The 25,612-nt window shown below is 40.6% G+C and carries 16 protein-coding genes; 6 read left to right on the plus strand and 10 right to left on the minus strand.

Annotation, left to right across the window (positions count from 1 at the left end; all coding sequences use genetic code 11):
- Nucleotides 1–35: 35 nt before the first annotated feature.
- Both BLR37_RS13335 and BLR37_RS13340 read left to right on the plus strand, forming a co-directional pair.
- Nucleotides 36–3,056 carry an amidohydrolase family protein gene (locus tag BLR37_RS13335; protein WP_090769308.1) on the plus strand — a complete coding sequence of 1,007 codons (3,021 nt, stop codon included), beginning with the start codon at nucleotides 36–38 and terminating at the stop codon, nucleotides 3,054–3,056.
- Entirely contained in the window at nucleotides 3,046–4,362 is a 1,317-nt protein-coding gene (locus BLR37_RS13340; RefSeq protein WP_090769310.1) for an amidohydrolase family protein, read from the plus strand. The genes BLR37_RS13335 and BLR37_RS13340 overlap by 11 nt, the downstream gene beginning before the upstream one ends.
- Before the next feature lie 220 nt (nucleotides 4,363–4,582).
- Here the strand turns inward: BLR37_RS13340 and BLR37_RS13345 are convergent, their stop codons facing one another.
- Both BLR37_RS13345 and BLR37_RS25355 read right to left on the minus strand, forming a co-directional pair.
- Nucleotides 4,583–5,269, minus strand: coding sequence for a hypothetical protein (locus BLR37_RS13345; protein ID WP_039477242.1), 687 nt, complete (start codon nucleotides 5,267–5,269; stop codon nucleotides 4,583–4,585).
- 41 nt (nucleotides 5,270–5,310) lie between these two features.
- Nucleotides 5,311–5,487, minus strand: coding sequence for a hypothetical protein (locus BLR37_RS25355; RefSeq protein ID WP_167356605.1), 177 nt, complete (start codon nucleotides 5,485–5,487; stop codon nucleotides 5,311–5,313).
- 630 nt (nucleotides 5,488–6,117) lie between these two features.
- Between BLR37_RS25355 and BLR37_RS13355 the strand changes: the two genes are divergently transcribed.
- The 3 genes from BLR37_RS13355 to BLR37_RS13365 all read left to right on the plus strand — a co-directional run bounded on the left by BLR37_RS13355 (nucleotide 6,118) and on the right by BLR37_RS13365 (nucleotide 11,378).
- Nucleotides 6,118–9,291, plus strand: coding sequence for a TonB-dependent receptor (locus BLR37_RS13355; RefSeq protein ID WP_244154659.1), 3,174 nt, complete (start codon nucleotides 6,118–6,120; stop codon nucleotides 9,289–9,291).
- Nucleotides 9,292–9,393: 102 nt separating this feature from the next.
- The gene (locus BLR37_RS13360) at nucleotides 9,394–11,145 is read left to right on the plus strand and encodes an ABC transporter ATP-binding protein (protein ID WP_090769320.1); all 1,752 of its coding nucleotides are present in this window, start codon (nucleotides 9,394–9,396) and stop codon (nucleotides 11,143–11,145) included.
- A 17-nt stretch (nucleotides 11,146–11,162) separates the two neighbouring features.
- The gene (locus BLR37_RS13365; RefSeq protein ID WP_039477234.1) at nucleotides 11,163–11,378 is read left to right on the plus strand and encodes a PLDc N-terminal domain-containing protein; all 216 of its coding nucleotides are present in this window, start codon (nucleotides 11,163–11,165) and stop codon (nucleotides 11,376–11,378) included.
- Between the two features lie 303 nt (nucleotides 11,379–11,681).
- Here the strand turns inward: BLR37_RS13365 and BLR37_RS13370 are convergent, their stop codons facing one another.
- From BLR37_RS13370 to BLR37_RS13395, 7 genes are all read right to left on the minus strand, one after another.
- Nucleotides 11,682–12,968, minus strand: a complete 1,287-nt coding sequence (locus BLR37_RS13370) for an MFS transporter (RefSeq protein WP_244154660.1) — start codon at nucleotides 12,966–12,968, stop codon at nucleotides 11,682–11,684.
- A gap of 157 nt (nucleotides 12,969–13,125) precedes the next feature.
- On the minus strand, nucleotides 13,126–15,009 hold the full coding sequence (locus BLR37_RS13375) for a RagB/SusD family nutrient uptake outer membrane protein (RefSeq protein WP_090769323.1): 1,884 nt from the start codon (nucleotides 15,007–15,009) through the stop codon (nucleotides 13,126–13,128).
- A gap of 40 nt (nucleotides 15,010–15,049) precedes the next feature.
- Nucleotides 15,050–18,310, minus strand: a complete 3,261-nt coding sequence (locus BLR37_RS13380; RefSeq protein ID WP_208599658.1) for a SusC/RagA family TonB-linked outer membrane protein — start codon at nucleotides 18,308–18,310, stop codon at nucleotides 15,050–15,052.
- Nucleotides 18,311–18,812: 502 nt separating this feature from the next.
- Nucleotides 18,813–20,915, minus strand: coding sequence for an ATP-dependent DNA helicase RecG (gene recG / locus BLR37_RS13385; RefSeq protein WP_090769330.1), 2,103 nt, complete (start codon nucleotides 20,913–20,915; stop codon nucleotides 18,813–18,815).
- 255 nt (nucleotides 20,916–21,170) lie between these two features.
- Nucleotides 21,171–21,551 carry a RidA family protein gene (locus tag BLR37_RS13390; protein ID WP_090769565.1) on the minus strand — a complete coding sequence of 127 codons (381 nt, stop codon included), beginning with the start codon at nucleotides 21,549–21,551 and terminating at the stop codon, nucleotides 21,171–21,173.
- A 13-nt stretch (nucleotides 21,552–21,564) separates the two neighbouring features.
- Complete coding sequence (locus BLR37_RS25690; protein ID WP_341844541.1) at nucleotides 21,565–21,702, minus strand: DUF6728 family protein; 138 nt, start codon at nucleotides 21,700–21,702, stop codon at nucleotides 21,565–21,567.
- Nucleotides 21,703–21,799: 97 nt separating this feature from the next.
- Nucleotides 21,800–23,143 (minus strand): OmpA family protein, encoded by a 1,344-nt coding sequence (locus BLR37_RS13395; RefSeq protein ID WP_090769331.1) that lies wholly within the window; start codon nucleotides 23,141–23,143, stop codon nucleotides 21,800–21,802.
- Nucleotides 23,144–23,314: 171 nt separating this feature from the next.
- Between BLR37_RS13395 and BLR37_RS13400 the strand changes: the two genes are divergently transcribed.
- Nucleotides 23,315–24,604 carry an aminopeptidase P family protein gene (locus BLR37_RS13400; protein ID WP_090769333.1) on the plus strand — a complete coding sequence of 430 codons (1,290 nt, stop codon included), beginning with the start codon at nucleotides 23,315–23,317 and terminating at the stop codon, nucleotides 24,602–24,604.
- Nucleotides 24,605–24,668: 64 nt separating this feature from the next.
- Here the strand turns inward: BLR37_RS13400 and meaB are convergent, their stop codons facing one another.
- On the minus strand, nucleotides 24,669–25,565 hold the full coding sequence (meaB, locus tag BLR37_RS13405; RefSeq protein WP_090769335.1) for a methylmalonyl Co-A mutase-associated GTPase MeaB: 897 nt from the start codon (nucleotides 25,563–25,565) through the stop codon (nucleotides 24,669–24,671).
- Nucleotides 25,566–25,612 lie beyond the last annotated feature (47 nt).

Below are 25,612 nucleotides of genomic sequence, written 5' to 3' on the forward strand. Positions count from 1 at the left end.
TATTAGTTTTAAACAAATTAAAATCTAAACTTATTATGAAGAAAATTTTACTCGCCCTTGGGCTGGTATTTTCTGCTACATTTCTGTTTGCACAGCAAACCACCTTCCCTGTTAACGGCTCTTTTGATACCAGACCTGGAATGTTTGCCTTTACCAACGCAACAATAGTAGTAAATGCCAACCAAACCCTAACAAATGCTACACTTTTAATTAAAGGACAAACCATTCAGGCTGTCGGTGCCGGCTTAGCTGTGCCCAAAGGTTATGTGGTAATCGATTTAAAAGGAAAATTTATTTATCCATCGCTGGTTGATGCCTTTACCAGTTATGGCATTGGCGAAACACCTGCTGCACAACGTGGCTTTGGTGGTCAGCGTCAGTCTATTTTTGTTTCGACTAAAAAAGGGGCTTACGGCTGGAATGAAGCCATCAGACCAGAAACTTATGTGAAAAACATTTTCTCAACCGACAGTAAGAAAGCAGACGAACTGCGCAAAGTTGGTTTCGGGAGTGTTAATGTGATTAACCGCGATGGTATTGCCCGCGGAGTTTCTGCAGCAGTAACCTTAAATGAAGGCGCTGATAACAGTGTGATCCTGAAAGACCAGACCGCAGCCAATTATTCTTTCAATAAAGGAACCTCATCAAACGATTACCCAACTTCTTTAATGGGATCGATTGCCTTATTGCGCCAAACCTATTATGATGCCCAGTGGTATGGCAAACAAAAAGACGAGTACAACATCTCGCTTGATGAATTTGGCAAGCAACAAAACATCCCGCAGATTTTTGAAGTAGATGGCTGGCAGAATATCCTGCGTGCCCACAAAATAGGCAAGGAATTTGGCAAAAGCTACATCATCAAATCAACCGGCGATGAATACCAACGCATTAACGAGGTTAAAGCCACCGGCGCAAGTTTAATTATTCCACTAACTTTCCCTAAAGCGTATGATGTAGAAGATCCTGCCGAAGCCAGAAATGTGAGTTTATCGCAAATGAAAGGCTGGGAACTGGCGCCAACCAATCCGGCTGCATTAGAAAAAGCAGGAATTAAATTTGCTTTAACAGCTTTTGGTCTGGAAAACAGCCGCGATTTTTGGGCAAATATCCGCACAGCTATCGAAAACGGATTAACCGAAAAGCAGGCCTTACAATCGGTAACCGAAATACCAGCTTCACTTTTGGGCATCAGCGATAAAGTAGGCTCACTTGAAAAAGGAAAAGTAGCCAACTTTCTAATCTCATCTGATAATCTGTTTAAAAACACCAATATCATCTTCGAAAACTGGGTGCAGGGCAAACGTTTCATTGTAAACAAAATGGATGTGAGCGATGTACGCGGAACTTACAACCTCAATGTTGACGGAGTAGGTGCTTTAACCCTTAAAATTACCGGCACAGGTGGTGGTTCGGCAGCAGCCATAGAAAGAACAGGTGCAGATAGCGTAAAAACCACGGCAACCTTTACCAGAAATGGCGATTGGGTAAGCATTAACTTCAATTTAAAGAAAAACCCTAAAGGCGATGTTCGTTTAAGCGGCTACATTACCTCAGCCAATCCACTTACCATAAAAGGCGAATCGGCCCTTGCTGATGGTACCAGCGGAAAATTTACCGCAAGCTATAAAGAAGCGGCAAAAGAAACACCTAAAAAAGACGAGCCTAAACCCGTATTGGCGGTTGGACCGGTTATTTATCCGTTTACGGCCTTTGGTGCAACTGAGCTGCCTAAGCAAGAAACGGTATTGATTAAAAACGGTACCATCTGGACGAATGAAAAAGAAGGCGTACTGCAAAATGCCGATATTCTTTTAGAAAACGGCAAGATTAAAGCCATTGGCAAAAACCTTTCGGCGGGCAATGCCAAAGTAATTGATGCAACAGGCAAACACATTACCGCAGGTATTATTGATGAGCACTCGCACATTGCAGGTGCAGGCGGTATTAACGAAGGTGCACAATCGGTTTCTGCCGAAGTGCGTATTGCCGATATCATCAACTCAGAAGATGTAAATATTTACCGTCAGCTGGCGGGCGGGGTAACCACTTCGCATATCCTGCACGGCTCGGCCAATCCAGTAGGTGGTCAGTCGCAATTGATTAAGTTGCGCTGGGGTAAATCGCCTGAGGAATTAAAATTTGCAGGTGCCGATGGTTTCATCAAATTTGCGCTGGGCGAAAACGTAAAACAGAGTAATTTCGGTACGGGTGCTCGTTTCCCGGTTACCCGCATGGGGGTTGAGCAAACTTTTGTGGATGAATTTACCCGTGCAAAAGAGTATGCCAAAGCCCTTTCGGTAAAAGGCAATAGCGTACGCCGCGACTTAGAATTGGATGCCATTGTTGAAATCCTGAACAACAAGCGTTTCATTACCTGCCACTCTTATGTGCAGAGCGAAATTAACATGCTCATTCACGTTGCCGATAGTTTAGGCTTCAAAATCAATACTTTTACCCACATTTTAGAAGGTTATAAAGTAGCCGATAAAATGAAGGCACACGGTATTGCAGGCTCTACCTTCTCTGACTGGTGGGCTTATAAAAACGAGGTAGCAGAAGCCATTCCATACAACGGAAAAATTATGCATAATGTGGGCGTTACCACTGCCTTTAACTCTGATGATGCCGAAATGGCCCGTCACTTAAACCAGGAAGCCGGCAAATCGGTGTTATACGGTAATGTACCTGAAGAAGATGCTTTAAAATTTGTAACCTTAAACCCTGCCCGGATGCTTCACATTGATGATAAAGTGGGCAGTTTAAAAGCAGGTAAAGATGCTGATGTGGTGATCTGGACAGCCAATCCGCTTTCTATTTACGCCAAAGCAGAAAAAACCTTTGTAGATGGAATTGCTTACTGGGATCTGGAAAAAGATGCACAGGTAATTAAAGCCATGCAGACCGAAAAAGCCCGTCTGATTCAGAAAATGTTAGAGAGCAAAAGTAAAGGAGGCCGCACACAACGCCCAATGGGTGATGCACCACGCCTTTACAATTGCGAAACCTTAGAAAACTATTCAGCAGAATTAACCGAGAAAGAACATGCACACTAAAAAATATTTATTCAGCCTGGCCTTATCGGCAACAAGCCTGATGTGTTTTGCCCAGGCCAACATTTCGCCGGCAAAAAAACAGAGCAAAACCATTGCCATTACCGGCGCAACCGTACACGTAGGCAACGGTACCGTAATCGAAAACGGCACCATTCTTTTTGGCAATGGTAAAATTATTTCGGTAACAGCCAATGGCCAGGTGCCGCAAGACGATGTGATGCGGATTGTAGCTACCGGAAAGCACATTTACCCGGGCTTTATAGCTGCCACCACTAATTTAGGTTTAACCGAAATTGAAGCCGTAAAAGCAACTTTGGATTTTCAGGAAATCGGCGATTACAATTCGCACATCCGCTCTATTGTAGCTTACAATACCGATTCTAAAGTGCCTGCTACATTGCGTAGCAATGGTATACTAATGGCACAGCCAACTCCGCAGGGCGGTACCGTTTCGGGCAGTTCCTCAGTAGTACAGCTCGATGCCTGGAACTGGGAAGATGCAGCCTTAAGAACCGACGATGCCATGCACATGACCTGGCCGGTTACGCCCCGCTTTAGAGGCGGTTTTGGCGGTTTCGGTCGCCCGCAGCAATCGCCCGAAGCTTTAGCAGAAAGAACACAGGCTGCCATTACGCAGTTAACTTCTTTCTTTGCCGAAGCAAAGGCCTACGCCGAAATGGGCAAACCCGAGGTGATTAACACCCGTTTCGAAGCCATGAAAAGGGTGTTTAAGGGCGACGAAAAATTATTTATCGCAGCCGATAGTCAGAAGGATATTGTTGCTGCCGTAAACTTTGCCAAAAAATTCGGCATAACCCCGGTAATTACCGGCGCTGACGAGGCTTACCTGGTCATCGACTTTTTGAAAGAGAACAACATCACGCTCATTGTGAAACAACCACATGCCTTGCCCAACAATAATGATGATGATGTGAATATGCCCTACAAAAATGCAGCGGTTTTGGCCAATGCAGGCTTAAATGTGGTATTAAGTATTGATGGTTATTGGCAACAACGCAATCTCCCTTTTATGGCGGGTACCGTAACCGCCTGGGGCCTGGATAAGGAAAAAGCTTTATCAACCATTACCTTAAATGCAGCAAAAGCCATGGGGGTTGATAAAACCACAGGCAGTATCGAAACAGGTAAAGATGCCACCTTCTTTATTTCTGCCGGCGATGCATTGGATATGCGCACCAACAAGGTAGAACAGGCTTTTATTCAGGGCAGGGATATTAACCTGGATAACCTGCACAAACAGCTGGATAAGAAGTTTAGCGATAAGTATACTGCAGAGAAGAAATAGTTATTGAGGGTTAACCGGTTAATTGTTTGAACTGGTTAACTGCAAATAGCTAATCATTCAATAGCTTAATTGTTGGATTGCTGCATTGCAAACTGCCAGTTGTTAACCGAAAACTGTTTTATATGGTTAACTGTTTTATAGCCGAGCGTACAACGGCCGATATGCATTTATCGGCCGTTTTTTATGCAAATCTTTCACAGCGGCTTAACTACGCTGAATATTAATTACCAGCTGCTGGTGTAGGTAATTCTTTTTTATGCCTCGCACCTAACTTAATTACAATCCTCGCATTCTCGTAATCGTTTACAAACTTCACATTGGTGCTCTCCCAAATTTTGATTAAACGATCCAGTTTAAAAAAAGACGTTTTAAGCTCAATTAATAAGGTAGGGATAGCATCGTTATAACCTTTGCGTTCAGCAATTACTACCCTTGGGTTATCTTTATGCTTTTTAAAGTTATTAATGTGTTTCTGAAACAGTTGAAGATCCTTTTCAGAAAGCCCATATGGCTTAAGTTCTGCTGTTAGCGCCGCGATATTACTGTAAATATGCTCCAATGCGGGGATTAATTGCTGGTCTGTCAATCTTTCCAGTTTAGTGGCCGATGTTCTAAGCGCATCAAAAAGTACATTATCGTCAACTTCCAAAGCATGGATTTGCGCCAGTCCAGAATACTTAACTGCAGCGGCAATGGCCGCATTTGCTGCCTGGTATTTGGTTACAGTTGCCCCCATACTTTTCACCCCTGCTTTGTTTATCGCCAGGCCGATGCTCATAAGATCTTCCTCAATTTCGCCTACAATTTTACAGAATACAGTCTGATCGGTCCAAATCTGCCTGTTCGCATTCAATATTTGAAGCGTTACCGTAGCCATAGTTAAATAGTTTTCATCCTTTTGTGTCATTGTTTCTCATTTTTTAGATATATGTTAATAATTGGTTTATCTCATTTAATAAAGTAGTGCGAAGCCTGTAAGGGCTTTTGTTTTATGCTAAATATGTTTTGCAAAGCATCCGGCGCCGATTGCGATGCTCCTGCTTCGGTTTGTGTAGCTTCCACTTTGATTTGCAGAGGTGCCAGCATCAATTGTGAGGCTAGCCCTACGCTATGTTTAGCTTCCACAATCGTTTGTAAACCCGCCAGAGTCAATTGCAATGCATACACAGACAATTGGTCAGTGTACAGATCGAATTGTTAGCCTGCGACTGACAATTGGTCAGCATCCGACATACAAAACATTTTAATCGGTTGGCCTTGGTTTTTACGCCCCGGCCCTGTAATTTGGGATGATAGGGATTTTCACCCTTTTTGGAAATGTGCTTTTTATTTCAAAAACACCTGCTATAGGGATTACCCAGCTAGCTTTTAAAACAAAGCCAATTGGTTAGCAGCCATGTATCTAATTTAAACATTATTCATAAAAGCTAAAAACTTTATAAAAATATTTTCTGCCTGCCCCAGCATCGTCCTCGTTTGTCACAAAGTGATTCCTTCGAAATAACGAGGATGCGTGAGAAATGCATTTGTAATGCATCCCATGTAATCGTAATACCTCGCCGTCGTCCTCCTTTGTAATGAAGACAATCCTAACACTAGCTTAACAACAAGTGCTTAATTCGTTTACCTGATACACTTTATTTTAACAATAAAGCCAAAAGCTAACCATTCCTAAACCATTTCATAATACAGAATCCAAATCGGCTTAATACTGCAGTAACATCTTTGTGATCATAAAAAATCAGAAAACTAATCATGATGAAAAATTTACTTATTGCAGTGTTGTTACTGCTATGCAGCATTCATAATGCAGCGCTGGCGCAAACTACACAGGCATCTATTTCGGGTATTATTACCGATCAGCAAAAGAAACCTATTCCTGGTGTTTCGGTACAGATCAGAAACAACTCAACCGGTTTTACCACTAAAACCTCAACCAACGCACAAGGTGAGTATACCTTTAAAGAGTTACCATTGGGTGGCCCCTATTCTGTAAAAGCCATTTACATAGGCTTTGCAGAGCAAAACAGAACAGGCTACATGTTAAATCAAGGTGATGCCGTACGTATTGCCATTAACATGCAGGAAAGTGCCCAAATGCTTGATGGAGTAGAAGTTAATGGATCTTCATTAAAAAATAAGGTTCAGCAATTTGGAGCCTCTACAGAGATTTCGTCGAAAACCATGAACTTATTGCCGGTAAACGGGCGTAACTTTTCAAGCTTAACAGATTTATCTCCTTTGGCTGGTCCAGGTGGTATTTCTGGTCAGCTAGGTTCTTCTACCAACTTCACCATTGATGGTATGACCGCCAAAAACCCAACTTCGGCAGGTAGTACAACCAGCCGTAGTGGTGCGCCATACTCAATCTCCATTGAAAGTGTGCGTGAGTTTAAAGTAGTAACCAATCAGTACGATGTAAGTTTAGGCCGTTCGGGTGGCGGTACAATCAGTGCCGTAACCAAATCGGGTACAAATGAAATTACGGGTAGTGCTTTTGCTTATAACCGGGCTGATTTCCTTGCGAGTAAGTATGACATCAGAGGTAACAGAAGAACCAATGATTTTTCAACTTATCAATATGGTTTTAGCTTAGGCGGCCCGATCATTAAAGATAAATTACATTATTTTGCAGCCTGGGATCACCAACGAGATTCTCGCCCATTAATTATTGCTGATATTAACTCAGATGCGGATGTTGCTCGTTTCAACATTACAAATGCCACATTAAATAATTTCTTAGCCGTTGCAAGATCAAAATATGGTGTAGCCAACACACCACAATTTGGTTCTTTCGATAAAAAGCGGGGAACTGATGCCGGTTTCTTACGTTTGGATTGGCAGATCGATGAAAAGAATTTATTAACCGTTAGGGATAACTATACCAACGATAGAAATCCGCTGGGATTGGCAGATAATACGGCTATCAACTTTTACGAAAGTTACGGTAATGATAAAAACGTTGATAATAGTTTATTGGCTACCTTACGTTCAACCATTAGCAGCAAAGTTACCAATGAATTAAAATTGCAGCATTTGTACACCTACCAGGCCAGTACGCAAAATGATGAATTAGGTTTTGCTATACCAAGAGCGATAGTATCTAACTTGCAATCTACTACCCCAACTGGCAATTTAACAACAGCTGTTCAAATTGGTGGTCACCGCTTCGGACAAGAAGGTTTTACCAATAACGTTTTCCAATTGGTAGATAACTTATATTATAATACAGATAAAATTAAATACACATTTGGTGTAGATATCATGTACACCCATGCAAAATCATTGTATGGCAGTGAAGTAAATGGTCGTTTTATGTTTAACAGATCAGGCACAGGAGCAACCGATGCAACCGCGCTGCAAAACTTCGAAAATTTAATACCAATCAGTTATTACAGAGAAGTTCCGTTAGTTGCTGATCCGACTGTTGTAGGCAATTTATGGAATACGGCAATTTACGGCCAGATGCAAACCAAGCTGGGTAAAGGCTTAGACTTTACAGGTGGTTTACGTATCGATTACAGTTCATATCCAAAATCGCCGCTTAACCAACAACTATTTGATGCCATTGGCGTTAGAACGGATCATGAGTTAAAACAATTTTTAATTCAGCCCCGTATCCAGTTTAACTGGGATGTTAATGAAAACCATACCGATTACCTTCGCTTAGGGGCAGGTATTTTCGGATCGGACATTAACAACTACATGACCATTAACAACCTGACCTTTGATGGTAAACACTTTGCTACTGTTGACGTTACTGGAACAGGTGTACCTACCCCAGATTTTATTGGCTATAGAAACGGAACCGCTACAGCACCAACTTTACCTGCATTACAAATCCCTACCATAAACACTTATGCTGATGATGCTAAAGTACCGGTAGTGTATAAAGCCAACATATCATATAACAAATTAATAAATGATAAAATAAGGATAGGTATTACCGGTTATGCAACTTTAGCACGTAACAACTACATGTATGTTGATCGGAATATGGTTGCCAACCCTTTCTTCACCCTATCAAATGAAGGAAACAGAGGAGTTTATGTACCTGCAAACTCAATTAATACGGGTAATGGTAATACCGATTGGAAACTAGGTCGCTTAACCAACCAATTTGGCCGTGTATTGGAATTGAACAGCAAAGGTAAAGTAAACCAGTTTGCTATTGTTATAGATGGTACCTGGAAATACTTTAAAGATGGGGAAATTACAGCAAGTTATACCTGGAATGATACTAAAGACAACACCTCTTTTAACGGAAATGTGGCCAACTCAGCTACCTTATCATTGCCTGTAATTGATGACCCAAGAAACTTAAGTAAAATGACTTATTCGAATGGTCAATTTAGAAACAAGGTAGTAGTATACGGTACATTGCCATCATTCTATGGTATTAAAGCTGGTATCCGTTACTCGGGTATTGGCGGTACCAGATATAGTTTACTATCTGGTGGAAATACCAATGGCGATTTCGTGGCAACAAATGATTTAGCCTATATCTTCAACAGATCAAACACCAATGTACCAGCTGCACTTAGAACTGGTTTACAAACCTTATTGGATAATGGTGCCGCAAGCCAGAGTTTGAAAGACTATATCACTAAGTATGAAGGTACCTTTGCTGAGCGTAATGGTGGTATAAATGGTTTCTATGGTACAATTGATTTAAGATTAGCTTATCAGATTAAATTCGGACGCGGTAAAAAACAAAGCGTTGAAATTTCTGGCGATTTGTTTAACGTAGCCAATTTGTTTAAGAAAACCTGGGGTACTTCAGAAACTTTAGGTACGCAGGCATTATATGCCGTTACAGGTTTTGATGCAGCTACTTCTAATTACAACTACCGCGTAAACAATACCGGTATCGTTATACCAACAGGTAACCCATGGCAAGCACAAATCGGCTTACGCTACGGTTTCTAAAATACATTTAGCTAAGTTTCTTAGCTTAAAGTCATAAAAAAGGGGAATGGATTTTTATCCGTTCCCTTTTTTTATGTTTGTATATAAAACAACAAAACTTTCATGGGATTATTACTCAACTACCTGAAAAGTCACAAATGGATTGTGGCCTTAGCGTTATTGCTTGCGGGTTTAAATATTGGCTTTTCTTTAATGGATCCACTCATTACCGGAAAAATTTTAGATCGCTTCATCAACAAAAAAGACTCCTTAACCTATGCCGAATACCTTTGGGGTTCAGTAGGCTTAATTGGCCTCGCTATCGGAGCGGCAATGGTATCGCGTATTGCCAAAAACTTTCAGGATTACTTTACCAGCGTTATTGTACAAAAGGTTGGTGCAAAAATGTATGCTGATGGTTTGCAGCACTCCTTAAAATTGCCTTACCAGGTTTTCGAAGATCAGCGCAGCGGCGAAACTTTGGGTATTTTGCAAAAAGTCCGGTTGGATTCAGAAAAGTTTATCACCGCATTTATCAGTATTCTTTTTGTAAGCTTAATCGGTATGGTATTCGTAATTGTTTACTCCTTTACCGTGAGTTACAAAGTAACCCTGGTTTATTTTTCAGCTATTCCGATTATCAGTTTTGTAAGCTGGTTCTTAAGCCGTAAAATTAAAACTATCCAGCGCGCTATCGTTGGCGAAACCACTGCTTTGGCAGGCTCTACTACCGAGTCGCTAAGAAATATTGAACTGGTTAAAAGTTTAGGTCTGGCCGATCAGGAAATTGAACGATTGAACAAAACCACTTACAAGATTTTAGGTCTCGAGCTTAAAAAAGTAAAGTATGTGCGCAGTATGAGCTTCGTTCAGGGAACAACCGTAAACCTTGTCCGCAGTACCATGGTACTGGTTTTATTGTTGCTTATTTTCGATAACACCATTTCTGCAGGTCAGTATTTAACCTTTTTATTTTATTCGTTCTTTCTTTTCGGTCCCCTGCAAGAGTTAGGCAATGTTATTCTGGCCTGGCGCGAAGCTGAAGTTTCGTTGGGTAACTTTAAAAAGATTTTAAGCACACCGATAGATAAGAAACCTGAAAACCCAACGTCGATTCAGAAAATTAAAGATTTAACCTTTAACGAAGTTGGTTTTAAGCATCAAACTGCAAACAGAAATGCATTAGAAAACATTTCTTTCAAAACCCACAACGGGCAAACTATTGCTTTTGTTGGCCCATCAGGTTCGGGCAAAACAACTTTAGTAAAACTATTGGTTGGGCTTTACCCGCCTAAAGCCGGAGAGATTTTATACAACGGCATTTCGAGTAATAAAATTGATTTGGATGCCTTGCGCGAAAAAATTGGTTTTGTAACGCAGGATACACAACTGTTTTCGGGTACCATAAGAGAAAACCTGTTATTCGTAAATCCTACGGCAACTGATGAGGAATGTTACAAGGTATTAAATCAGGCCGCTTGCCAAACCTTACTGGCACGTGCCGATAAAGGTTTGGATTCGATCATTGGCGAAGGTGGCGTAAAGGTTTCAGGTGGTGAGAAACAGCGTTTATCAATTGCCAGGGCCTTATTGCGCAGGCCTGATATCCTCGTATTTGATGAAGCTACATCTTCGCTCGATTCGATTACCGAAGAAGAAATCACCAAAACCATTCGTTCGGTTTCCGATTTAACAGATCACATTACCATTTTAATTGCGCACCGTTTATCGACTATTAAACATGCCGATCAGATTTATGTGTTAGAAAAAGGCCACATCATTGAACAAGGCAGACACGAAGAACTCATTGCGCAAAATGGTTTGTATCAGGCCATGTGGCGGCAACAAATTGGCGAACGGATTGTTGAAGTTTAGGAACAAAATTAATAAGCATGTTACTGGCACAAATAGAAAGCAATCAAATCGCTATTTTCATCATTGTAGCTGCCATACTTTGGCTGGCGCTCATATTAACCGCATTGTACCACATCTCGAGAAACAGCAGCATGGATTTCTCGGTCAAAGTACTTTGGTTTATCATTATCCTGCTGGCTCCATTTCTGGGTTCAATTATCTACCTGATGTGGGGCAAGAATAAAAAGTTTTAAATTGACCATGGTTCGTGTTTACGCGGACCATTTTTTTTGCCATGGTTTGTATCCGCACAAACCATTTTCTATCGCCATGGCTCGTGTCGGCACGAGCCATTCCCAGCATTATTTTTTGGAAAGCAATTTCAGTAATGCTTCGGCTGGCTCCGGTCCCGCTGTTCCTCCTGCCGGTAATTACCTTGAAAATAATAATAACCTATACCGGCATCCGTGCCATCGGGTTTAGGTGGGCAATACAAACGCGTATAACGGACTAAACTTAACGCCCTGGTTCGTGTCTACACGAACCAAGGATATTGATTAAACCGGCTTCGTTGTCTGTTCGTTAATATCCTGCAAGCTTAATTTCGTTAACGACCTTGTTTTTAACCAGGTAATGCCCGCTATGGCAATCGTCATGCTTCCGCCAAACACAACTGCAGGCACTAAAGTTAACAGCTTAGCCGATAAACCCGATTCAAATTCGCCGATCTCATTTGATGAACCGATAAACATGCTGTTTACTGCCGATACCCTTCCGCGCATTTCATCTGGTGTAAGCAATTGCATAATGGTTTGCCTGATAATTACGCTTACACTATCAAACGAACCTTCGAGGAATAAGAAGAACAGGGTGAGGTAAAAGTTTTTAGATAAGCCATAACAAATAATGCTTAAGCCAAAACCGGTTACCGCGATGAGTAAATTACGCCATGGCCGGCCCATAGGCGAAAAGCGCGTCATGGCCAGCATGGTAACTACTGCTCCTAACGACGCTGCCCCGCGCATCATGCCCAAGCCATAAGAGCCCAAATGGAAAACGTCTTTCGCAAACATGGGCAATAAGGCCACCGCACCACCAAAAAATACAGAGAAAAGGTCTAAGCTCATGGCCCAAACCATCATTTTGGTTTTAAAAACAAACTGTATTCCCTCTTTTAAGCTGTGAAAGATATTCTCTTTGGGCACATAGGTTGATGGATGTTTCTTGAAGTTAAAAATGCAGATCAAGGAGATCGATACAAGTACAACTATAAAACCATAAGCAGCAGTAATGCCCCATAAGTAGTTTACAAAACCTCCTGCCACCGGACCGATAATAGTAGCCAGCTGCCAGCTGCTGCTATTCCAGGTGGCCGAATTAGGATACAATTCTTTAGGTACAATTTTGGCCATCAACGAAAACGTTGCCGGACCAAAAAAGCCGCGGGCAATCCCAATACAAAACACCAGGCCGTACATAATTAGTACAATTATATCTTCTTTAAGGTGAAGATATTTACTGGTCATAATGAGCATTAAAACCGAGGCCAGCCATACACCCGTAAAAATTTTAATCAGCAATCCGCGTTTTTCACTTTTATCGGCAATGTAACCGCCATATAACGCAATACCAATAGCAGGAATAGCTTCGCACAAGCCAACCAAGCCCAACTTAAGCGCATCGTGTGTTAAATCGTAAATGTGGTAACCAATAACTACAGCCTGCATTTGATAGGCCAGTGTAAAAAAGAATCGCATACCCAGAAACGATCTGAATTCTTTATACCGCAGTGCGGCAAAGGGATCGGGTTTTACGATAACGGGGTTGGGGTCTGAATCTGTCACTGAAAAAAGTTTACCCTGCAAAACTACGGCTTGAAAATTTAAATCTCCTACCTGGGTTAAACTTTGTGATGCCGCAAAGTTTATTTATGAAACTAGCATGGCATAAACAACAAAACCCGATGAGTGTCAACTCACCGGGCTTCTTTAATCAGTTATCTTAATAACCTGGGTTTTGCTCCAGCAGGTTATTTTTATTTATTTCATCGCGACTGAATGGTCTGAAATAAAGTTTATTATCCCAGCTGCGGTTTTCCTGTGCATTTTCAATAACCGGGGTATAAGTATAATCGTAAACAGTAGGATCGTAATGGTAAGGTGCTGACATGGTTTTGCCAGCCTTAAATTTACCGGTTACCTTGATGTAAGTTACTTTACGGCCCAATGTTTCGCTTGCAATTAACCATCTTCTGGTATCGTGATACCGCTGTTCTTCGTAAGCCATTTCAATGCGGCGCTCATGACGATACACCTCTCTCAAACCAGCCTGATCGGTAGCAGTAACTGCCGGCATGCCAGCCCTGAAACGGATTTTATTTAACCAGTTCGTAGCATTCGTTAATTCACCCAATTCAATACTGGCTTCGATATAGTTAAATACAGCTTCGGTATATCTAAAAAATGGCCATGGAATAGTCTGAGGTGCAGAAGCGTCAACAATATTTGGATCCGGATCAATAAATTTATGGTAATAATAACCTGTCCAGCTACCGTTCCAGTTTTCGATAGAACTACCCCTTGTATCCAGTCCTTTGAAATCTGTTACACTTCCGCTGCTTAGTAAATCATATATACCGGTTTGGATCTGATTGGCAGGATCTACATTTCCTGATGCTTTATCGCGAGGTTTCCAGCCCGCACCATCGTACAAAATGGTTGCGTAAAAACGTGGATCCCTATTTTGATAAGGATTGGCTTTCTGAACTGGGTTAGTCCAGCTAAATTTGCTTCCGTCGTTCATTTCATAATCATCTACCAATAAACCTATCGGCGTGTTACCTGCCCAGTTATGATATCCGTTTGGTCCGTTTTGCTGCGCGTGCCTGTTGTTGCTTTGTGTAATAAAATAACGGGCAAAAATTAACTCAGAGGCAGCAGTTGCATCAATACCGGGAGCTTTACTTCCTCCCCCCATAGCAATGCTTTTAAAGTTTACCTGACCCTCTGCCGTTGTTGCCGGAGCTGATAATGTGAGTTTATAACCTGTGCCTGCATCTAATACGGCTTTAGCAGCTGTTTGCGCCAGCCTGTAACGATCTGCCTGATTACCCGAAGCGTAGGATAGAAAATCTAATTTCTGCGCCGCTATTCCGGTAATTTTTGCGGTAAGTTTAGCACGATCGTGCAAATCACTTGCGGCATAAATCAACACCCTCGATTTTAAAGCCAAAGCTGCCAGTGCGCTTGTACGGCCTTTATCCAGCGTCTTACCGGCAAGCAACCTATTGGCCTCGTCGCAATCTTTAATAATGAAGTTAACACACTCTTCATAAGTGTTGCGTTTAATATTAAAGTTATCGGTTAATGTATAGGTTTTAGTGATAAGGGCTACAGCACCATAATAGCGCAGCAATTGCTGGTAAAAATAAGCACGCAAAAAATAGGCTTCTCCAAGTAACTGGTCTTTTAAACCCTGACTGCTCAATCCGTTATCTCCACCAACAATTCTTTCAATCGTGGTATTACATGCCCTGATGCGATTGTACATCTGTTTGTAGGCCCAGGTATCGTCAACCCAACCTAATGTAGAAGGGTTAATGGTTGCATTATTAACCAGATCGATACCACGTGTAGGGTGTGTAAACATAGCCTCATCAGAAACAGAAGCCAGCATTTGCTCTGAAAAACCACCGTTACCTAATCCGTTATAAATATCGTTCACAAAGGCCTGGGCTAATGCAGGATCTTTCCACACCAGATCGGCAGATATTTTATCAGGCGGATTAACATCCATAAAATCTTTCTTACATGCCGCTGCAAAAAAGGTGACTAAAACCAACAGGTATAGTTTTTTATTTTGAATTATTGCTTTTATATTTTTCATCTCTTTTTTCGTTGTTATTGATAAACAGCTATACATTTATTTAAAAGGCGGCTTTAATACCCATGTTAATTACACGGGCCTGTGGATAGTACTGACCACTTGAGTTGGTCGATTCAGGATCCCAAACCTTGATTTTATCCAGCGTAAACAGGTTTAAGCCATTGGCATATACCCGTACTGAATTAAGACCAATTTTTTCTACCAGCGTATTTGGTAATGTATAGCCCAATTCAACATTTTTAAGTCTGATGTAGTTGTTACTGCGTAACCAATAGGTATTATTTAATGCATTGTTGCTATCGGTATAATAGGTAGCGCCACGGTTTGATAAGCGCGGATTTACCGAACTTGGGTTATCAATGCTCCAGCGGTTTAAATACGACCATTCCAGGAAGTTACCAATATCACCTGATTCTGTTAAGCCTACAATTTGCATACCGCCCGTAGCACCTTGAATAAGCACCGATAAATCGAATCCTTTATATTGAAGGTTTAAATTTACACCTCCGGTAAAAGTTGGGGTACCATTTTTATCCAAACGGATTTTATCATCTGCATTAATTTTACCATCACCATTAATATCCTTAAATTTCATATCGCCAGGACGCAGGTTATTGGTTAAGGCACTATAATTTAAGGTATTTGCGTTAATTTCTGCCTGATCTCTAAAAACACCATCATAATCGTATACCAACCACGAATTGGTTACCCTACCGGTAGAACGTTGCCATTCAGGCGCTCCAGGAGTTTCATCCCAGAATATGATTTTGTTCTTGGCATAACCACCATTAACACTTACTCCAAAATTTAAATCGCCAACCCTGTCATTATAACTTAATTTAAACTCGAACCCCTTATTGTTTACTTTGCCCAGGTTAACAGGCGGCAAACGGTCGGTTATACCAGTGCTTTCCGGAACCGAGCTACCTCTGCTAATCAGGATATTGGTACGTTTATTATAGAAATAATCGAATTCTAACGATAATCTGTTATTTAAGAATGACGCGTCTAAACCAACGTTAGTATTATTGGCTACTTCCCATCCAAAGTCTAAATTAGGCACCTTACCTTCTGTGATGGATTTAGTAACGAGATCATTGAAGATATAGCTTCCAAAATTCATCAAACTGAGGTATTGATATTCTTGTAAGGCATCGCCAAAATAGGCCTCAGCTCCCATCTGACCGTATGATGCTCTGATTTTCAAGTTATTGATAAAGCTGACATTGTTTTTAAAGAAATCTTCTTCTGATAAGCGCCAGCCCAACGATACACCTGGGAAGAACCCAAAACGCCTGTTGGTTGGGAAAATGTACGAACCATCTACCCGCCAAAGAAATTCGGCCAGGTATTTTTCTTTATAGTTATAGCCAGCCCTTCCGAAATAACTTAAACGTGCCCTGTTATATAAATTATTGGGGTCTCCGGGATTGTTGCCCAGCGATTGCTCCTTTTCATCCCCTGCCAGTAACTCTTCAATTGCTGATGACAGGAAATACCTTCTAAAAGCCGTGAAGCCATCGTTCGCAACTTTTTCGCGGGTTACCCCAGCCATTAAACCAATATTATGATCGCCAATTTTTTTATCGTAATTGATCATTCCGGTTAAGTTTACCGCCAACTGTCCGCCAGCTGTTTCCCTTAGTCTTGGGTCGGTATATTGCGATCGTATTGTACCGGTTAATACTGGAGTTACTCCATCAGCCTCAAAGGTTTTTTTATCCCAGTCATAAAGCGTCCATGGTAGTTGCCAGTTTTTTTGCCTGCCCGAATATTTATCTATGGCTGCTGTTCCGGTAACTTTTAATCCATCCACACCTGGTATTTTAATTTCAACCTTACCGGTAGTTTGAAAATAATCCCTTACATCTTTATTATAACCAGTTAAATCAGTAGTAGAAACAACCGGATTATAACCATACTCAATATCCCTTCCGGGTAAACCATTAGGCCATATGGCTATTTCAGTAGGTCGGCCACGCATTAAAAACCTAAAAATATCTCCGGCACCAACAGTTGGGAAATTACGATCCTCTTCGCGGGCGTTTACCCCTAATGTAGTGGTGATGTATTTACTTAATTTAGCTTCGAGATTAAAACGCAAATCGTACTGTTTATAGCCGGTAGCTGAGTTTTTGTAATATCCATCCTGATCCAGGTAACCAAGTGAAGCCAGATATTTTACATTTTCGCTTCCCCCGTTAATCTGAACGTTATGCTTTTGTTGTGGCGACCAGGTTTGAAAAACGGTCTTAAACCAATCAGTATTCGGATATCTTAATGGGTCTGAGCCATCGCCTAATTTTCTGATTTCGTCTGGTTTATAAGCGGCATTGATTACCTTTCCCGCTGTTGAAGTATAAGTTCCATTTGTTTTAAAACTGTTCCAGGCCGCCGACCACTCATTAGGGCTCAGGTCTGATCCAAAAATATTCAGTTCATTTAATATTTCGGCATATTCGGTCGAGTTCGACATTTTAGGTATCCGTGTTGGCTGCTGTAAACCATAGCTAAAATCGTAAGAGAACTGAGGTTTGCCCGATTTACCTAATTTGGTGGTGATGAGGATAACGCCATTTGCCGCCTGCGAACCGTAGATGGCTGCTGAGGCATCTTTTAAAACCGATACACTTTCAATATCGTTCGGATTTAGGCGCTCCATACCTCCGGCACGGTTTGGAATCCCATCGATTACGATTAGGGCATTATTGTTCCCTAATGAATTGATACCGCGGATTCGAATAGTAGAACCATCATATCCGGGCTCGCCACTACTCTGTAATGCAGTTACTCCTGGCAAACGTCCGGCCAGTGAGTTGGTTAAGTTTACAGAAGAAGATTTTGCTAGTTCAGTACCTTTAACTGCAGCCACCGCTCCTGAAACGACAGCTTTCTTTTGTGTTCCATAACCTACTACGACTACTTCGGAAAGGTTCTGGTTGTTTTCTACCAGCTTTACTTTAATACTGGTTTGATTTTTCACTTCAACTTCCTGGTCTACATAGCCTACATAAGTAAAAACCAGCGTACCGTTTTCCGGCACTTTGATACTAAACTTACCAGAACCATCGGTTACCGTACTTGCTGTTCCTCCTTTTAATTTAACACTAACACCAGGTATTGGCCCTTTGCCATCTGTAACCTCTCCTTTTACAACGATGTCCTGAAAGGGCAATTTGTAAAGATGAAGTGGTTCTTTCTTGCGCATCGCAGCGCTTACAGGCGAAGAAAAAACAAGACAACCGCCGCAAACAAGAAACATGCTGCTTCTGGCAAAAGTCTTCAATAGATTTTTTTTCATAGTTTTCAATTTATTTTGGTTAGATACTGATTGTAATACTATTTAATACATAGAAGTAATGATTAGACGTCTAAAAATGAATGATTAAAATATGATCAACTGAAACAATTGCTTACACAAAAATTACCTTCAGAGATTCCACCTTGGCTGCCCGGATTGATCAATATTTTTATCACCCCCTATTAACTGCTTTAAATTAACAATATAGCCATATTATGAAGTTAAAAACTACTGCGACTCTTCAGCCCTTGAACTGGACTTGTCAGTATGACAGTTTATATTTGGTTAACTGCAAGATAAAAACTATTATGATTTTAATGCCGGGGTAAATTAATAATTATAAGGGGTGTATTCGTAAAAAAAACGGATAAAACTACGCAAAGTAGATTAAAAAATACAAAGCCGGGAGTTCTTGTATAATATACACTAAGTCTGTTTTTTTCTAATGCCCGGGCAGCAGTATTTTCTCTAAAAATGGAAGGATAATCAGCTTGCAGAAAAATCAGCTGATTTTATCGAAAGAAATTCCCCTCTCGAGTTTTTGAAGATGTGCTTTTAGCATAGCGTGTTCTGGTTTGGACAGCTGCGGATCATCTTCGAATAAAGCAATCACGGTATTCCTCGCTTCAGCCAAAATAACCTGATCTTTAGCTAAATCGGCGAGCTTCAGATCTAAAACCCCACTTTGCTGGGTGCCGGTAATATCGCCGGGGCCACGAAGCTGCAAATCAATCTCTGAAATTTCGAAACCGTTATTGGTGCGCACCATGGTTTCTAAACGAACTTTTCCTTCTTTGCTCAGCTTATTGCCACTCATTAAAATACAGAAAGATTGTTCAGCACCCCGCCCAACCCTGCCCCGCAGCTGATGGAGCTGCGAAAGGCCAAACCGCTCTGAATTTTCGATCACCATTACCGAAGCATTGGGTACATTTACCCCAACTTCAATTACAGTAGTGGCGACCATAATCTGGCTTTTACCGGCTATAAACTGCTCCATCTCAAACTGTTTATCTGCATTGGCCATTTGACCATGTACAATACTAATCTGGTAATCAGGCCGCGGAAATTGATAACTCAGTTGCTCAACTCCTGCTTCCAGATGTAAAAGATCGAGTTTCTCGCTTTCTTTAATCAGCGGATAAACAATATATACCTGCCGGCCTTTGGCTATCTCCTGCTTAATAAAGCCGAACATCCTTAAACGCTGGCCTTCAAAAAGATGTTTAGTTTCAATAGGCTTTCTTCCGGCAGGTAATTCGTCAATAATTGAGACATCCAGATCGCCATAGAGTGTCATGGCCAGGGTTCTTGGAATTGGCGTCGCAGTCATCACCAGAATATGTGGAGGAATGATATTTTTTCGCCAGAGTTTAGCACGTTGCTCTACTCCGAAACGGTGTTGCTCATCGATAACCACTAATCCCAGGTTTTTAAACTGAACTTTATCTTCTATCAGTGCATGGGTACCAATTAATATATCGATTTCGCCACTTTCCAATTGTTCATGTAAAATAGCACGTTCTTTCTTTTTGGTATTTCCGGTTAAGATAGCAACCTTCACCAGTTCGTCTGTAACTAAATCTGTAATGGACGCATAATGCTGCCGGGCCAAAATCTCTGTAGGAGCCATCATACAGGCCTGGTAGCCGTTATCATTGGCCAGCAGCATACTCATGAGCGCCACAGCCGTTTTGCCGCTTCCTACGTCGCCCTGCACAAGCCTGTTCATCTGCACACCGCGCTGGGTATCAATCCTGATTTCTTTAACCACGCGCTTCTGTGCATTGGTAAGCTCGAAAGGCAAAAACTCCTTGTAAAAACGGTTTACTTTATCGCCAACCTTATCAAAAGTTGCACCTTTAAATTTTAGCTGCCTAAGCTGCTTATTATGTAAAAGCTGAAGCTGAATAAAGAACAATTCTTCAAATTTCAAACGCCTTTCGGCAGCACTTAAATCTTTTTGATTTTTGGGAAAATGAATATTCAGCAATGCCATTCTTTTATCCGGCAGCTGGTATTTATCGAGGATATAGGCTGGCAAATTTTCTGTCACCTGTTGAATTACCTGATCTAGCAGGCCGGCAATTAAGCGCTGAATACCTTTTGAATCGAGATTGAATTTTTTTAGCTTTTCGGTGGAGTTGTAAACAGGCTGCAAAGTTAAGTTTCCTCTTCCAACAGGTTTATTCTGGTACAATTCCATTTCCGGATGAGAAATGCTAAAAGTACCATTAAAGAAAGTAGGCTTACCAAAGGCTACATAAGCTGTACCCACCGTAATGTTGTCGTCAACCCATTTTAAACTCTGGAACCATACGAGCTCCATTATTCCGGTTTCATCTTTAAAAACAGCAACAATCCGCTTTGCTCTTTTATCGCCAATTACCTTTTTGCCAATAATCCGTCCAATAATCTGTATATATTGCGAATCGATATTAATCTGATTAATCTTAAAATACTTGGTGCGGTCGATGTAGCGAAAGGGGTAATGCGCCAGCATATCCTGAAAAGTAAAAAGACCAAGATCTTTTTTCAAAACATCGGCACGACTAGGCCCTACGCCCTTTATAAATTCAACAGGTGTATCTAAGATCGAATTCAACGAATAAGTGTGTTTCTGATAAACTACGTTTTTAGCAATTGCGCATTAAAAATAATGATCGATGGCAGTAAAAGCAAATAAACAAAAACTAGTAGCGATTAACCTTCCTAATTTTAAGGATTATAATCTGCAACAATTAGAGATAGAAAATGATATGAGATTGGCTACTTTTCTATCATGCATTGGATAGACATGACATTGTTCCGCATTTAAGGAACAATGTCAGCAATAAAAATGATTTTCCAGAGGCTGGAATTATCCTACAATGGCAATCACAGAAATTTCTACATTTACGTTTTTAGGCAATACAGAAACCTGAACGGTTTCGCGGGCAGGAAAGTTAGCACTAAAATATTGACCATAAATTTCGTTTACCTGCGCAAAAGTTCCCATGTCACTTAAAAATATGGTAGATTTTACAACATGATCGAAGTTTAACCCAGCCTCAAGCAGTACCGCTTTAAGGTTACGCATAACCTGATGTGTTTCTTCTTCGATATTGCCAATATTTAGCTCTCCGTTTTCAGGATTAATTGCTACCTGACCAGACACGAATAAAAAATTTCCGGCTTGTACAGCCTGGCTATATGGTCCAATTGGAGCTGGAGCATTAGTGGTTTTAATAATTTGTTTCATATTAGTTTTAAGATTACCTGGCAAGCCATTGAATCAGCTTATAAATGATGCCTGCAAGAAAAATAGATATGGCCAGTGCATTGATGAAATGCATAATCCTGATATTGATATTAGTTGGCCTGTTGGGATCCTTTTTTCGAAAGAAGTACATAATACAAACTTAGCGAAAAAGCTTAACAGGCGAAACTAAAAGGCATAAAAAAAGTCCCGATTTGCATCGGGACTTTCTTATCTTTTATATTGAAATACTAGTTTCTAGCAGTTTCAACACGACGGTTTTGGATACGACCTTCTTCAGTATCGTTAGAAGCAATTGGGTTAGCTTCGCCATAACCTTTAGTAGCAACTTGACTAGCGTTAACGCCAGAGTTTACCAAGTAAGTTTTAACAGAGTTAGCTCTGTCTTTAGATAACTTCAAGTTATATGCAGCAGTACCTTCGCTAGAAGCGTAACCGTTTACAGTTACTTTACCACCGTTTTCACGTAAAGTTGAAGATAATTTATCTAAAGTAGGGTAAGACTCAGTTTTTAAAACTGAAGAGTTGAAATCGAAACCGATTTTCTCGAAGCCAGTTACATTTGAAGTTTGAGTTTCAACTGGAGCTGGTTTTGGAAGCGGACAACCTGAACCATCAACAGCAGTACCAGCAGGAGTACCTGGGCATTTATCGAATTGATCAGCAACACCGTCACCATCAGAATCTTTTTTCAAATCTTCAACAGATTTCTCAACAGCAGAAACACGGTTTTTCAATGCTTCAACTTCTTGACGTAAAGTTGGATCTTTTAACTCATCGTACATAGTAGCTAATGGGTTAGTCCACTCTAAGCTTGGTTTAGCTGAAGAACCTAAAGAGAATTCTAAACCAGCATAACCGTAAGAGAATTTATCTTTAGTTTGACCTTTAGCATAAACTCCGTCTAAGTTATCAGCATCAACAAAGTTCATAGTGTAACCTAAGTTAAAGTTAACACGCTCAGAAACTTTGAATTTAACACCAGCACCAACTGGAATATAGAAACCTTTTACATAGTCTTTAGCATCGTGTCTGTCATCAGCAGGACCAACAGCTTTACCTTTCCAGTCAATTACGCCTGTAGAAGTAGTTACTTTTGGAGCGTAAGCCAACATACCAGCACCAGCTGTTAAGAAGAAACCTACAGAGTTTTCACGACGTAAGAAATCGATAGAACCTAAATTTACAACACCGCGTAAATCTACAGCATATTGTAATTGAGTTTCGAATTCTTTGATAGCAGGATTGCTAAGACCATCGTTGTTACCAGAAAGTTTACCACGAGTTCCGTTTAATTCTAAACCGAAAGAGTGACCTAATTGTTTACGGATGTTTAAACCGTAACCTAAGTTAGCATCCCATTTGTTGAAATCGTTAGTACCACCGATAGCTACAACTGGCATTAAAACACCACCATGTACACCGATAGACCAAGTTCTGTACTGACCTCTACCGCCAAATACCTTGACAGCAGAAGAGGTTGCAGGAGCATCCTGAGCGACAGCAAGAGAAGCAACTCCTGTTAATGCCACTAAAGAAAGCGCAACACTTTTCTTTAAAGTAGAATAATTCATAATCTTTTTCTTTTTTAAGGGTTAAACAATTTAATTGATTAATTTTTTAGTAATCGCAAAATTAAACAAAATTTTAAATTTTCAAACTTTTATACAAACTCCGTTCCAAACTTCACAGTCAATGATCATTTTCTTACATTTGGCCATTTACAGTATAAAAATACCATTTCTATGAAATATCCAACCATCGATCAGTCGTTATTTATCTTAAATAGAAAAAACTTCAGTAAACAACTAAAAAACAAATCGTTAGCTATATTCAACGCCAGTGATGAATTTCCCAGGAGTGGTGATCAAAACTTTGTTTTTAAGCAAAATCCTGATTTATTTTATTTATCAGGAATTGATCAGGAGCAAACCATACTGCTGTTATATCCCGATTGTCCTAATCCTTTGTACAGGGAAGTCCTGTTTTTAAGACAGACCAACGATTACATTAAGGTTTGGGAAGGATATAAGTACACCAAAGAGCAGGCTAAAGCTGCATCGGGCATTGAGGCTATCTACTGGCTGGAAGATTTTGACAACATCTTACACAGTATTGTTAACTATGCCGATCACATTTATTTAAACACCAATGAAAACGATCGCTATTCGCCTGAGGTGCCCTACCGCGATTTGCGTTTCATCGAAAAAATAAAATCAAAATATCCGTTGCATCATTTTGAGCGTTCGGCTCCAATTATGAGAGGCTTAAGGGCGGTAAAATCTGATGTAGAGATTGAATTGACCAAAAAAGCATGTACTATAACACGCGATGCCTTTATAAGAGTATTGAAGTTTACCAAACCTGGTGTTAAGGAATATGAAATTGAAGCAGAAATTATTCATGAATTTATCCGCCAGGGTGGTACAGGTCATGCCTATACGCCGATTATCGCCTCTGGCCATAATGCCAATATCCTTCATTATAACGATAATAACCAGACTTGCAAAGATGGCGATGTAATTCTTTTTGATTTTGGTGCAGAATATGCAAATTATAACGCCGATATGAGCCGTTCAATCCCGGTAAACGGAAGATTTACGACCAGACAAAAAGAGGTTTACAATGCCGTACACCATGTAATGAAAGAATCGATTAAATTAATTGGTGAAGGTGTTTTGTGGAATACTTACCATGAACAGGTTGGAGAAGTGATGACAGAACAACTGATTAAACTGGGTTTAATCACTACTGAAGAAGTAAAAAATCAAAATCCTGCATGGCCTGCATACAAAAAATACTTTATGCATGGCACTTCTCATCATTTAGGCATCGATGTACACGATTTTGCAGGCAGATACACACCATTTGCAACGGGCAATATATTAACGGTAGAACCAGGCATTTATATTCCTGAAGAAGGCTTAGGCATACGTTTAGAAAACAACATCCTCATTACTGCTAATGGCAATGTAGATTTAATGGCCGATATTCCATTAGCTGCAGAGGAGATTGAAGATATTATGAATAGCTAGCTGGGTTTAAGTACACAGTTGGCGGTTTACAGTCCTCAGTTAACCAGTTTAAACAATTAACCATTTAACTGTTGCAAAAGCTATCTGCAAACCTGTAAATATTAAAATCATCTTGCAATAAGGCTGCCTGGATTTTTTCAAGCAGCCTTTTTTTATTTATATGCTGCATTTTTTGATGTTGAATAATTTTCCATGCTTTTTCAGCAAATAAAAGTGCTCTCTTCTCATGATCTAAAGCTTTTGGTTTTTCTATCCATTCACATAAAGTATCAATCCCAGAATTTTTATCAGCAATGGTTTTTAAAATCGGGATGGTTTTAGTGCCCTGATGCACTACTTTCTTCAAGTTGTTCGCAAAAGTATCAGCCCCTGCCCGATCGGCTTTGTTAATTACAAAGCAATCTGCAATTTCCATCAAACCTGATTTGATATTCTGCACCTCATCTCCCGATTCGGGTACCAGTACCACAACAGTTTTATCTGCCAACCCTGCAATCTCCACTTCTGATTGACCTACGCCAACTGTTTCAATAATAATTAAATCAAAATTCGAGGCTTTTAAAACATCTACCATTTCGATGGTTTTGGCAGAAATACCTCCCAAAGCCCCACGGGTAGCTAATGAGCGGATAAAAACATCAGGCTTATTAAACTGACTGGCCATCCGGATGCGATCGCCGAGTAAAGAACCGAAATTAAAAGGAGAGGTCGGGTCTATCGCCAATATGGCAATGCGTTTTCCTTTGGCCGTAAAATGATTGGTTATGGCATTCACCAAGGTACTTTTACCAGCACCCGGGGGACCAGTAATCCCTAAAACCGGCACATTAACACGGCTATCCAAATCTTTTAAAATTGCAACCGATGGCTCAATATCATTCTCAACCAGGGTTAAAGCCCTTGCCAATATCCGATAATTGCCAGCTTTTACTTCGTTTAAAATGGATAGATACGTATTCATCAATAAAGCTATCTTTGTACAAATAAACAAAAATTATTAGCCACAAA

The sequence above is a fragment of the Pedobacter soli genome (assembly GCF_900101435.1).
GTDB lineage: Bacteria > Bacteroidota > Bacteroidia > Sphingobacteriales > Sphingobacteriaceae > Pedobacter > Pedobacter soli.